Origin of the sequence: Lysinibacillus sp. K60, from assembly GCF_019731275.1 — a bacterium.
Taxonomy (GTDB): Bacteria; Bacillota; Bacilli; order Bacillales_A; family Planococcaceae; genus Lysinibacillus; species Lysinibacillus capsici.
In genome coordinates, this window is record NZ_JAASJR010000002.1 from 613,244 (window position 1) to 624,867 (window position 11,624).

The 11,624-nt window shown below is 38.2% G+C and carries 13 protein-coding genes; 9 read left to right on the forward strand and 4 right to left on the reverse strand.

Going from position 1 to position 11,624, the window contains the following annotated elements; all coding sequences use genetic code 11:
• Positions 1-100: 100 nt before the first annotated feature.
• The 3 genes from HCH28_RS06830 (at position 101) to HCH28_RS06840 (ending at position 2,640) form a co-directional block, all read left to right on the forward strand.
• A complete protein-coding gene (locus HCH28_RS06830) occupies positions 101-1,027 on the forward strand; it encodes a helix-turn-helix transcriptional regulator (RefSeq protein WP_221680334.1) in 927 nt (308 codons plus the stop codon).
• A gap of 228 nt (positions 1,028-1,255) precedes the next feature.
• Positions 1,256-1,882, forward strand: a complete 627-nt coding sequence (locus tag HCH28_RS06835; RefSeq protein ID WP_255600900.1) for a trimeric intracellular cation channel family protein — start codon at positions 1,256-1,258, stop codon at positions 1,880-1,882.
• Between the two features lie 56 nt (positions 1,883-1,938).
• Positions 1,939-2,640 carry an SIR2 family NAD-dependent protein deacylase gene (locus tag HCH28_RS06840; protein WP_221680336.1) on the forward strand — a complete coding sequence of 234 codons (702 nt, stop codon included), beginning with the start codon at positions 1,939-1,941 and terminating at the stop codon, positions 2,638-2,640.
• A gap of 30 nt (positions 2,641-2,670) precedes the next feature.
• Here the strand turns inward: HCH28_RS06840 and HCH28_RS06845 are convergent, their stop codons facing one another.
• Genes HCH28_RS06845 through crcB (HCH28_RS06855) form a run of 3 tightly spaced genes read right to left on the reverse strand, consistent with a single transcriptional unit; the run spans position 2,671 to position 3,721 of the window.
• Positions 2,671-3,018: a hypothetical protein gene (locus tag HCH28_RS06845; protein WP_221680337.1), complete on the reverse strand. Its 348-nt coding sequence runs from the start codon at positions 3,016-3,018 to the stop codon at positions 2,671-2,673.
• A 14-nt stretch (positions 3,019-3,032) separates the two neighbouring features.
• Entirely contained in the window at positions 3,033-3,362 is a 330-nt protein-coding gene (gene crcB / locus HCH28_RS06850) for a fluoride efflux transporter CrcB (protein ID WP_221680338.1), read from the reverse strand.
• On the reverse strand, positions 3,359-3,721 hold the full coding sequence (crcB, locus tag HCH28_RS06855; RefSeq protein ID WP_255600813.1) for a fluoride efflux transporter CrcB: 363 nt from the start codon (positions 3,719-3,721) through the stop codon (positions 3,359-3,361). Before crcB (HCH28_RS06855) ends, crcB (HCH28_RS06850) begins: the two co-directional genes overlap by 4 nt.
• A 905-nt stretch (positions 3,722-4,626) precedes the next feature.
• Between crcB (HCH28_RS06855) and HCH28_RS06860 the strand changes: the two genes are divergently transcribed.
• Together HCH28_RS06860 and HCH28_RS06865 are read left to right on the forward strand one after the other, a co-directional pair.
• Positions 4,627-6,369: an ABC transporter ATP-binding protein gene (locus tag HCH28_RS06860; protein ID WP_004230573.1), complete on the forward strand. Its 1,743-nt coding sequence runs from the start codon at positions 4,627-4,629 to the stop codon at positions 6,367-6,369.
• On the forward strand, positions 6,366-8,099 hold the full coding sequence (locus HCH28_RS06865) for an ABC transporter ATP-binding protein (RefSeq protein ID WP_221680340.1): 1,734 nt from the start codon (positions 6,366-6,368) through the stop codon (positions 8,097-8,099). Before HCH28_RS06860 ends, HCH28_RS06865 begins: the two co-directional genes overlap by 4 nt.
• A gap of 49 nt (positions 8,100-8,148) precedes the next feature.
• Here the strand turns inward: HCH28_RS06865 and HCH28_RS06870 are convergent, their stop codons facing one another.
• On the reverse strand, positions 8,149-8,517 hold the full coding sequence (locus HCH28_RS06870; RefSeq protein ID WP_004230571.1) for a hypothetical protein: 369 nt from the start codon (positions 8,515-8,517) through the stop codon (positions 8,149-8,151).
• Positions 8,518-8,712: 195 nt separating this feature from the next.
• On the opposite strand from HCH28_RS06870, the gene HCH28_RS06875 reads away from it, so the two are divergent.
• The 4 genes from HCH28_RS06875 to HCH28_RS06890 all read left to right on the forward strand — a co-directional run bounded on the left by HCH28_RS06875 (position 8,713) and on the right by HCH28_RS06890 (position 11,578).
• Positions 8,713-9,216, forward strand: a complete 504-nt coding sequence (locus HCH28_RS06875) for an RNA polymerase sigma factor (RefSeq protein ID WP_221680341.1) — start codon at positions 8,713-8,715, stop codon at positions 9,214-9,216.
• Positions 9,206-10,210 carry an anti sigma factor C-terminal domain-containing protein gene (locus HCH28_RS06880; protein WP_255600816.1) on the forward strand — a complete coding sequence of 335 codons (1,005 nt, stop codon included), beginning with the start codon at positions 9,206-9,208 and terminating at the stop codon, positions 10,208-10,210. The genes HCH28_RS06875 and HCH28_RS06880 overlap by 11 nt, the downstream gene beginning before the upstream one ends.
• 158 nt (positions 10,211-10,368) lie before the next feature.
• Positions 10,369-11,124: an SDR family NAD(P)-dependent oxidoreductase gene (locus HCH28_RS06885; protein ID WP_004230568.1), complete on the forward strand. Its 756-nt coding sequence runs from the start codon at positions 10,369-10,371 to the stop codon at positions 11,122-11,124.
• Positions 11,125-11,149: 25 nt separating this feature from the next.
• Positions 11,150-11,578, forward strand: a complete 429-nt coding sequence (locus HCH28_RS06890) for a MarR family winged helix-turn-helix transcriptional regulator (RefSeq protein WP_255600819.1) — start codon at positions 11,150-11,152, stop codon at positions 11,576-11,578.
• The last annotated feature ends 46 nt before the right edge of the window (positions 11,579-11,624 follow it).

The window sequence follows — 11,624 nt, forward strand, 5'->3', positions numbered from 1 at the left end:
ATAAAAAAGAAAGTTAGTAAGGGTAGAAAATGTCAAGATGTTCATAAAGCTATAAATACGTTACCATGTAAATAGAGGCTTATAGGAGGAGAACTTTTACATGTCACAAGAACAATCCTATACGATTGAAGAGGTTGCACAATTATTAAAGGTTTCAAAATTAACAATTTATGATTTAGTGAAAAAGGGAGATTTGCCAGTTTTCCGCGTAGGACGGCAAATGCGGGTAGATCGTGCTGACTTGCAAACCTATATACAAAAACGGAAAACAGGTAGTACGCCAGCTGTGGCACAGGCTTCCATTGTCACTCCGACTAAAAATCATGCGAAAATTATAGTGAGTGGGCAAGATTTAGTATTAGATATTTTAGCAAAATATATCGAGAAACGACGATCTATGAAAGTATTACGCTCACATGAAGGTAGTTTTAATGGTGTAATGGCGTTGTATCACGGAGACTGTGATATTGCGAGTTTACATATGTTTGATGGGGATACAGGAGATTATAATACTCCTTATGTAAAAAAAATCTTTGTCAGCCATGCCTTTGTGCTCATCAATGTTGTATCACGTAAAGCAGGTTTCTATGTTCAAAAGGGGAATCCGTTGGAAATTCACACATTTGAAGATTTTCAAACAAAGACATTCACATTTATCAACCGTGAAAAAGGCTCAGGTGCTCGTACGCTGTTAGATGAGCAACTGCGCATTCACGGTATCGCACCATCCACGATTGCAGGCTATACCCATGAGGAAATGAGCCACCTCGATGTCGCCTCTGCAGTCGCCAATGGACGTGCAGATGTTGGGATTGGCATTGAAAAAATCGCCAAGCTTATTCAGGTCGATTTTATACCAATGGTCACTGAACGTTACGATATTGTGTTATTAAAAACACCAGAAAATCAACCGCTCATCGATATGGTGAAGGAGATTTTAAATACTTCTGATTTCCAATCTGAAGTAGCTGCATTAGGAGATTATGACGTCTCTTTAATGGGCCAAGTCATGTATGAAACGCTATAATCGAAAATTCATATTGAGTTTAATGAAAAAATCAATTACAATTCTAACTAGGAAATTTTATGGTCGTTGTGTCATTTAGTATGGCTCAGCTACTATATGTTTTATGATACATGGTGAGATGGATAAATTAGTAGGTGCTACTGCTAGGATATTAGCCCACCATAAAATAGCTTGCGTACTCAATGCGCAACTATTTTATGGTGGGCTTTTTTGTATAGTAAAAAGGAGATGGATGATGTGACATGGTCAGTACTACATATTATTGGCATGATTGCCTACGCCATTAGTGGAGCATTTGTTGCGTTACAGGCCAACTATTCTTTTATTGGCATATTTGTGCTTGGTCTTACAACGTCTTATGGTGGTTCCATTATCCGCAATGTTGTACTGGATATCCCTGTGTCAGATATATGGGAACGGCAATCCTTATTAGTCGTTTTAGTCACGCTGACGACCATTTTATTTGTCAAAAGGAACTGGATTCATCATTGGAACCGCTGGGGCTATTTCTTTGATTCAATTGGCCTAGCCTCTTTCGCCATACAAGGCGGCTTGTTAGCAAAAAGCTTGCATCACGACCTAGGTATCATTATTATAGCGTCGATGTTTACGGGTGTTGGCGGAGGCATGGTTCGAGATTTATTAGCTGGTAGAGCGCCGCTTGCATTAAGAGAAGAAATCCACGCTGTCCTAACCTTTGTATGTGCCCTTTGTATATGGTTGGGGTGGGACAGCCCGTTTGAATTGTCAGTCATTGTTATTTTTATAGTAGTGATTCGCATGTTATCTGTGAATAATAAATTAAAATGGAAGCTTCCTTTTCAACATTCCTATAACCATGCAAAGGAAAAATAGGTTGATTGTCGAAATAGGTGAAGGTAGTTTTTTAATTCGAAAAAAGGAGGGGTAAAATGGCAATAGAACGTTTACGTGAGTGGTTACTATCTTCAAATAATACAGTGATTCTAACAGGAGCGGGCATGTCAACGGAAAGTGGAGTTCCCGATTTCCGTTCAGCATCTGGTTGGTGGAAACAAATGGATCCAAGAACTGTCGCAACAACGGAAGCATTAACAGATCACTACTCATTATTTCATGAATTTTATAAAACACGTATTGAAAACCTAGAAAAGGCGGCTCCCCATGAGGGGCATCATATATTAGCTGATTGGGAAGAAAGAGGTCTAGTGTCTCTAATCGCTACTCAAAATGTGGATGGTTTTCATCAATTAGCGGGAAGTCAATACGTAGAGGAATTACATGGCTCCATTCGATCTATTCGTTGTCAACGTTGCCAGCAGGCTGCAGGCATGGAAAGCTTCTTGAACAAGGCTAATTGCTCCCATTGTGGTGGGAAACTTCGTCCAAATGTCGTGCTATTTGGAGAAAGCCTACCACAAGCAAGCTGGCACCGTTCCATGGAGGCAATCAAAACAGCTGAACTTGTCCTTGTCATTGGAACGAGTCTTGAGGTGTATCCCGTCAACCAACTGCCTATGATGACAACAGGAAAAACCGTTTATATTAATATGGATATTTCACAGCAGACAACCCCATTTGATCTGACGGTGAGAGGGAAAATAAAAGAAGTGTTGCAAACACTTCAAATCTAAAAAAGGCGCCCTTGCAATTCCAAGTGGCGCCTAAAACATTTGGGGTAGAAATTCCCTCATGAATCGTTGATTTTTTCGTAACCATATCTTCAAAATCATACGATGTGTTAACAGTTTATGCCTTTTATTTGGTCTCGCCTTTGCTTCTATGAGGCTCTGTAAAAGAATACAAGTTTCAGGTGCAAAAGCTTGAGGTTCAACGAGAACATCCAGCTTGTAATCAATCAACTGGGCTGTCTGAACCTTGGCAAGTAATTGCGCAAATTGTGTATTCATTGTAGCGTAATTTTCCTCTAATTCTAGGTCAATCAATGAATAGAGCGTTTGCTCTATTTCAACTTCTAATTCCTCCAGTAACTCTTTTGACGGCAGTGTCAATAGTTCACCCTCTTTTATACGACTAGATAACCAATAGCTGCACTAAGTATGCCAATTAGCAAGGTACTGGCAATATAGCTAATGGCTTGTCTCCATTTTTGTTGTTCTATAAGCTGTAGACATTCAAATCCAAAAGTAGAAAAAGTTGTGTAGGCTCCTAAAAAACCTATGCCAATTAATTGCCATAACCAATCACTAAGATGTAGGGCAAATAAGAAACCAAGCGCAAAGGAGCCTGTACAATTAATAATCAAAGTCGCCCATGGATAGGGATCTACAAGTAATTTTCCTAAATAAAATCTAGAAAGAGCGCCAAAAAATCCACCAATTCCAACTAAAATCATGCAATACGCCCCCTAGCAAGTCGTATTCCCAGCCATGTGCAAGCTAATCCACCTAAAACACTCACTGTAACATAGAGTACAGCCTGTAGCCACTCGCTATTTTCTAGGAGTAATAGTGTCTCTAAGGAAAATGTCGAAAAGGTAGTAAAAGCGCCACAAAACCCTGTACCTACTCCTAGTATAATAGGTGTGCGTTTTATAAAAGAAGTAAAAAGCCATGCTAAGCAAAAGCAGCCCAGTAAATTTATAAACAGTGTTGTGAATGGAAATATTTCTGTATTGGGAACGGCGAGACTAAGGCTATATCGACAGATGGCACCAAGAATTCCACCAATTCCCACGGCTAGGAATGACCTCAACATAAAAACCCCTTACTGAAAATGACTATAATGAAAGTGTATCATGAGACAAAAATTTTAGAAATATTTCAATTCAAGTTATGTCCCCAAATCGATTATTAAAATGTATATAGTGTATAGAAAGTTATAAATGCTTATGAAATAATATTTCGAAATATTATATATGGAAAATGAAATTGCATGGACAATTCTTTGTCCATTTTATGTGAATCCGTTGACGGAAAACCCGATGACGGCTAAACCATAAACGGAAATCACGGCACTACTAAATAATAAATAACTAAATAATAATTAACTAAATAAAGATGATGATAAGCATATTGAAGGAGTGCAATAGACGCAAAGAGAATATTCTATTGTCTGCTATTTGGTATCAAAATCACTAGTCGTGTATTTCAGTCTTTAGGTTAATGTTTGTGCTGTAGAATTATTGTAAGGTTATAGACAACACTGTAATTTTAAGCATGTTCTCCCTTTGATTCCTTGAAGCATTTCAATGCTTTAAAGCGCTAACTATTTCCTGAAAATGATAAAAAATAACAGGGTGATAGTTGACAAATATTTCTATAGTGTGATAATCTTCAAGAACACTATAACAAATAAACTAAAGGAGGGCATGACAATGTTAATTTTATCCGCATCAAATTCAATCACAGTTACATACATTGTCCGTGCCTAACGCTTTATTTACTATTGCAGAACTAGGTATGGAATTATCCTGCCTTTTATAAGAGACACTTACTCTTTTAGGGTATGTGTCTTTTTTTGTGCAAAAAAGGTTGTAGTGAAAACAAAAAGGAGTGTATGTATATGACAAAAACAGTTAGAAGAATGATTTTCAAAAAGGAATTTCTAGAAAGTGGGTAGTCATCCACAACAGCACGGAGGAAAGAAGGTTATGATGTATGTTTGATGTGTTAAGTAAATTAGGCTGGTTCTTTAAAAAATACTGGAAGCAATATACGGTGGCCATTATTCTACTAATGGTTGCCAGTGGATTAGAGGTTGTCCCTCCCTATCTACTCGGTTCTATTATAGATCTATTGACTGCAGGAGAAATGACACCAGCTATTTTAACAAAGTATGTCTTGATTTTTATTGGGATTATTATTGGGGGCTATTTATTAAATTTTGTGTGGCAATTCCGACTATTTGAAGGAGCTATCAACCTTGAGAAAATTTTACGTCGTAATTTAATGCAGCATTTTTTACGCATGACCCCAACATTTTATGAAAAAAACCGTACTGGTGACCTGATGGCACGTGCAACAAATGACTTGAATGCCGTATCCATGACAGCAGGTTTTGGCATTATGACGTTGATTGATTCAACGATTTATATGGGCTTTATCATTTTTGCGATGGGCTATATGATTTCTTGGAAGCTCACATTTTTTGCCATGTTACCAGTCCCTATTATGGCGATCCTCATTCAATATTTGGGAAAAATTGTTCATGAGCGATATATGAAGGCACAAGATGCTTTTGGGGAACTAAACGATAGTGTGCTGGAATCTGTAGCAGGAGTGCGCGTGGTGCGTGCCTATGTGCAGGAAAAAAAGGATGAGGCTAATTTTGCAGATATGAGTGAAGTTGTGTATGCGAAAAACATTCATACAGCGAAAATCAATGCTTTATTTGGCCCGATTACAAAAGTTGGAACAGGCATTAGCTATGTTGTAGCACTTGGTTACGGGGCTCATTTAGTGGCAACAGAAGCGATGACGGTTGGGCAACTGGTGACGTTTAATGTTTATTTAGGTTTGGCTGTTTGGCCGATATTTGCGATTGGTGAGCTCATCAATGTTATGCAACAGGGGAATGCCTCACTAGATCGCGTGCAGGAAACATTGAACTACGAGGCGGATGTTCGAAATATTCCGAATCCCCAAATGATTGCGACACCAAATGCGATTGGCTTTGATGCCTTAACATTCCAATATCCGATGAGTCAGGTGAAAAACCTACAGCAGATTTCACTTTCCTTGAAAAAAGGTCAAACCCTTGGCATTGTAGGTAAAACGGGAGCAGGTAAAACAACCTTCCTACGCCAATTATTGCGAGAATACCCAATTGGTCAGGGACAGCTTGCCATTGACGGTATCGATATTACGGCTCAAACGAAGGAGCAGATCCTCGATTGGATTGGTTATGTGCCACAAGATCATGTGCTATTCTCACGAACTATTCGTGAAAATATATTATTTGGGAAAGAAGATGCAACACAAGCAGAGTTGCAGCAGGCGATACGTGCCGCTTATTTTGAAAAGGATTTAGACAATCTACCAATGGGCCTTGAAACACTTGTTGGAGAAAAGGGTGTCTCTCTTTCAGGCGGTCAAAAACAACGTGTGTCTATTGCTCGTGCTTTAATTAAAGATCCTGAAATTTTAATGCTGGATGATTCGCTTTCCGCTGTCGACGCGAAGACAGAGGCAAGAATTATTGAAAATATTCAGCGTGAACGTCAAGGTAAAACGACGATTATTACGACACATCGCTTGTCTGGTATTCAGCATGCCGATGTCATCATCGTACTGGATGATGGGCAAATTGTAGAGCAGGGAACACATGAGGAACTTCTTGCGCAACAAGGATGGTATAAAGAGCAATTTGACCGTCAGCAGCTAGAAGGAGGTGCCTCATGAGTACGAGTCAACGTTTAATACGCTATGCGATGTATTTTAAAAAGCCGATACTATTAGGCTTATTCTTCCTAACAATTGCCGTATTCACGGAGCTTGTTGGACCGTTTATTGCGAAACATATTATTGATAATTATATGACAATCGGTCATATAGAAATCAAACCGATTACATGGTTGCTCATTGTTTATTTACTTTTAGCCATTGCAACAGCCATATTACGTTATTTTATGTATATTTATTTGCAAATTGGGGCAAATCGTGTCATCCAAAAATTACGTAAAGATGTCTTTGAACATATTCAAACTTTACCGATCCAATACTTTGACAATTTACCAGCGGGTAAAATTGTTGCTCGTGTAACAAACGATACAGAGGCAGTTCGGAATCTATATGTACAGGTACTATCTAATTTTGCGACGAGCTTTATTTCTATTTTTGGGGTGTATATAGCGCTCTTTATTTTAAATTGGAAAATGGCAATGCTTGCTTTAACCATGATTCCAATTGTTTATGTGTGGATGATTTTATATCGAAAATTTGCCTCTAAATACAACGATGTCATTCGTACAAAAATTGCAGATATTAATGCCATGATTAATGAATCCATTCAGGGCATGACAATTATTCAGGCGTTCCGTCGTGAGCAGCAAATGACGAAGGAATTTGATGACATGAATAATGAGCATTATGCGTATGAACGTAAGCTGCTGGTGCTTGATTCAGCTACATCCTTTAACCTTGTGAATACGCTAAGACTCATCATGTTTACGGTCTTTATTTTCTACTTTGGTACACGCTCATTCACTGCAACTGAAGTGATTACGGCAGGGACATTGTATGCATTTGTTGATTACTTAACAAAGCTATTTAATCCGATCACGAATATTGTGAACCAGTTTTCACAGCTTGAGCGTTCACTCATTGCAGGTAAACGTGTCTTTGAGGTGCTCGATACGAATGGCGAGCCTGTTTCTAAAAAGAGCATCCCACGATATAAAGGAAATGTGGTTTTCGAAGATGTTTCCTTTGCCTATAAAGATAATGAATATGTGTTGAAAAACCTGTCATTTGAAGCACATCAAGGTGAAACAATTGCCTTAGTTGGTCATACAGGTTCAGGGAAAAGTTCCATAATGAACTTGTTGTTCCGCTTCTACGATCCGTCAAAAGGCAAAATAACCATTGATGGCATTGATATTACCTCTGTTCCACGTCAAACGATGCGTGAACATATGGGTATTGTGCTACAGGACCCTTACTTATTTACGGGTACGATTGCATCCAATGTTAGCTTAAACAACCCGCGCATCTCTCAGGAGAAAATAGAAGCTTCCTTAAATGCTGTTGGTGGGGAACGCGTTTTAGCTAATTTACCAAATGGCTATGAGGAGCCAGTCATTGAGAAGGGCAGTACATTATCTTCAGGACAACGTCAGTTGATTTCATTTGCACGCGCTCTAGCATTTGATCCAGCAATTTTAATATTAGATGAAGCGACATCGAATATTGATACGGAAACGGAAGAAATTATTCAGCATGCGATGGATGTCCTGAAAAAAGGACGAACAACGTTTATTATTGCCCATCGACTTTCTACGATTAAAAATGCAGATCGTATTCTTGTACTTGATCGCGGGAAAATTGTAGAAAACGGCACGCATGATGAACTGCTAGCACTTGGCGGAATTTATGACAAAATGTATCAAATGCAAGCGAACTCCTTACAATAAATTAATAGCTATGAAAAGCCCCACTTCAACTGAAGCGGGGCTTTTCTATTTATCTTACATATTTAAAGACATTGACAAAGAATAACAGGACAGACAACGCTACAGCAATACCACCACCAGACACGAAAAGCTCAAATAACCAGCGTGGTACATCCCAATACACCATCATCATGCCAACAAAAAGGAAGGGTAAACCGAGATTGTAAAGCCAGAACTGTGCTTTGGCGAGACCTGTCTCCGCAGCATTTTTATAAGTCGAATAAATTAAACCAATGAATCCAGTAGTCAGCCAACCTACCACACCAATATGAGCATGTGTCGCTTTCCATTGAAGTTGAACCGTATAATGCATAAACAGGCCAAAAGCAAAAACAATCAATAAATAAAAGACTGAAACCTTTATCCATTTAGCACCCATTATCCACAACTCCTTTCTTGAAAGTGATTTTAGCTAGCTGCTACAGTATATTCTTGTCAAATTAAAAAGATGCTTGTATGTATTTGAAAATAAATGTTGTTGGTTTTCATTAAACTAAAATAATTAATGGGAACTTTTTGTAATATGTAAACTTTTCATGGAGTTCTGCGTTGTATAGGCAGAAGGGAGGTGGACATGGTAAAGCAATCAATGAATGCGTTTCTACAGCAAGCAGGAACGCTGCTATATCGTTATTTGAGAAAACGTGGATTAGCCCATGAGGATGCAGAAGATATCGTCCAAGATACATGTTATAAATTTTTATTACATAAAAATGGAATTCAGTCAGACAAAGTAATGAGTTGGTTATATCGTGTAGCAACCAATCAATTTTATGATCTCAAGAGAAAAGAAACACGTCATCCAACAACAGAATTAGATGAGGTTCAATTGACTTCATTCATTCATATTCCTGAGATCCAGATGCTAAAGAAAGAAAAATTAAAGGACATACAGAACACACTCGAAACGCTATCCATTTTGCATCAGGAATTATTAATCCTGAAATATGAGCTGGGATTATCGTATAAGGAAATTTCAGCCTTGATGAATAAGAATGAAAACACACTAAAAACGCATGTCAGACGTGCTAGGGAAGAATTTACAGAACGATTTAAGGAGGATATTCATGATGAATAAAGAAGAAAATGAATTTTTGTTTGATGATAAACAAACGAACAAAATAATGAGAAAGGCAAGGTTTTGGTCAACAGTCAAAATGATTGGGATTACATTGGTCGTTACCCCCATTGTGCTAATAGCATTATGGTATGGGCTGAGGGCTTTATCGTTAAATAGCGCGCAAAAAGTAATGGATGATATTCATTTATTTAACGAAATAAGTGCGCCCAATGTCCAAATTAGTAATCAGGTTTATGACGATCATTTGCTGGGAGGGAAAATAACAACAACAACCTATAAGGTGCTTGGAGATCAGCATCGTCCATATATTTGGGAGCCTATCAAAAGCGATTATAATTTATTTGGAACGCTTACACGAACGGCCATTTCTAGCTCCATCCAGATAGAAGGTTCAGAATCACTGGCAGAAACATATCAATTCGAACGGTTTAATGACTACACAGGTGACCGAGAAATGTTTTTTTATCATCCAAGGATTTCCTACGATCATTACCAAGATAATATTAGTGAACTGCATCAATTGGAGAAAAATACTTTAGTAGAAATAGCTATTTCCTTTGATGATGCCTATAATTTTGGTGAAATTAAAAGCAAGCTACCTTCTGAAGTACAAGTAGATTGGTGGTGGGTGGATGCCTATCCAGATGCTACACTAGATTTTTTTAAGCAAGGACAGAATACTATTTCAGCCAATGATCCATACATTTACGGCTTCCAATCAGAGCAATCTAAACCTAAACCTCGACGCTCTTCAAACGACGAGGTTGAGACCTTTATTCGAAACATTGAGCTTCTTCGTAAAAGCAAGAACTTTGAGTGGGAAACAAATCAAGTTTATCAAGCTTTAGTAGGGGAAAATGGAACCCTAGAGAAAAGTGATGTGAAAATAACCGGGGCTGTAGTAACTGGTACTCCAGAGCAATTGCAGTCTTTACAAGGACAAACCTACATTAAAGGGTCTATATTTGGTGTAATATCGAATCAGAAATAGAGCGCTGGAAAAGAGTAAACGGACAATCAATTTTAGAAAAGCTTATTTTGGATTAACTCTTCTCTAGAATAGGCTTTTTATCTGAAGCATTTTAGTTTAAAACTAAATAGTTTGATGTTAAACTATTAACAGATAAACAAGAAGGAGATGTTGTTGCAATGGGTAAGCTACAAAACAAAGTGGTCATTATTACTGGTGGCGCAGGTGGGATTGGTAGTGGAATGGCAAAAGCTATGGTAAAGGAAGGGGCGATTGTGACAATTGTTGACTTAAATACAGAAGCAGGCGAGGCAATGGCAAAAGAATTACAAGAAATGTCTCCGAAGTCTATGTTTTTACAGGCTAATCTAATGGAACGCGACCAATTACCAAAAATTATTGATACAGTCGTAGAAAAATACGGTAAACTAGATGTGCTAGTTAATAACGCTCATGCTGCTAAACAAGTTACAATAGAAGAAACTACACAAGCAGATCTTGATTTGTCATTTGGAACAGGTTTTTATCCAACCTTCTATTTAATGCAAGCAGCCCTACCGCATTTAAAAGAAACTAAGGGTAATATTATTAACTTTGCATCTGGAGCAGGCATTCAAGGTCATGAAACACAGGCTGCTTATGCCGCTGCCAAGGAAGCCATTCGTGGTATTTCCCGTGTTGCCGCAAATGAATGGGGACGTTTTGGTATTAATGTCAATATCATTAGTCCGCTTGCTGATTCACCAGGTGTACAAGCATGGGCAAAAGCACAGCCAGAGTATTATGAAGCGGTGAGAAGTAAAATCCCGTTAGGCCGTTTTGGTGATATTGAGCAAGATATCGGTCGAGTAGCTGTTTTCTTAGCTTCTGACGATTCTCAATATATTACAGGTCAAACGATTATGGTGGATGGAGGCTCACTAATGCTTCATTAATTCTCAGCGTTTGAGGAGGATTTTTTTGAAACAGACAAATATTTTTAAACTGATTCATATGATTGAACAGGTGAACAATGCGAATATTATACGTTTTACAAAAGCGTTCCCATATCCTTTAGGAATTTCACCAATTTTAGTTTTAAATGAGCTACATGTCAAAGGCCCACAAAAACAAGCCGAGTTAGCTGAGACAATCGGCTATACAAAAGGTGCTATGACGAGCATTGCTGAAAAGCTGGTCAAGCTTGGATTAGCAGAAAGACTATATGATCCATCCGACCGTCGCACCATTCGCTTACAAATTACAGACGAGGGTCAAAGTGCTTTAGCAAAGGCTCAATCTATCGGGAAAGAGGTCTTTGTACAGCTTTTTGAAGTATTAGATGACGAGGAAATTACCCAATACTTGCGGATTCAAGAAAAATTAGTACAGGGTATTCAGCAGAAATAGCCATGTAAAAAAATCAACCTACCTTTTAAGAGATGGGTTGATTTTT

Excerpts from the sequence above, each read along its gene's own strand:
- HCH28_RS06830 (WP_221680334.1), top strand. The coding sequence starts at position 101 with ATGTCACAAGAACAATCCTATACGATTGAAGAGGTTGCACAATTATTA.
- HCH28_RS06835 (WP_255600900.1), top strand. The coding sequence starts at position 1,256 with ATGGATGATGTGACATGGTCAGTACTACATATTATTGGCATGATTGCC.
- HCH28_RS06840 (WP_221680336.1), top strand. The coding sequence starts at position 1,939 with ATGGCAATAGAACGTTTACGTGAGTGGTTACTATCTTCAAATAATACA.
- crcB (WP_221680338.1), bottom strand. The coding sequence starts at position 3,362 with ATGATTTTAGTTGGAATTGGTGGATTTTTTGGCGCTCTTTCTAGATTT.
- HCH28_RS06860 (WP_004230573.1), top strand. The coding sequence starts at position 4,627 with ATGTTTGATGTGTTAAGTAAATTAGGCTGGTTCTTTAAAAAATACTGG.
- HCH28_RS06865 (WP_221680340.1), top strand. The coding sequence starts at position 6,366 with ATGAGTACGAGTCAACGTTTAATACGCTATGCGATGTATTTTAAAAAG.
- HCH28_RS06870 (WP_004230571.1), bottom strand. The coding sequence starts at position 8,517 with ATGGGTGCTAAATGGATAAAGGTTTCAGTCTTTTATTTATTGATTGTT.
- HCH28_RS06875 (WP_221680341.1), top strand. The coding sequence starts at position 8,713 with ATGGTAAAGCAATCAATGAATGCGTTTCTACAGCAAGCAGGAACGCTG.
- HCH28_RS06880 (WP_255600816.1), top strand. The coding sequence starts at position 9,206 with ATGATGAATAAAGAAGAAAATGAATTTTTGTTTGATGATAAACAAACG.
- HCH28_RS06885 (WP_004230568.1), top strand. The coding sequence starts at position 10,369 with ATGGGTAAGCTACAAAACAAAGTGGTCATTATTACTGGTGGCGCAGGT.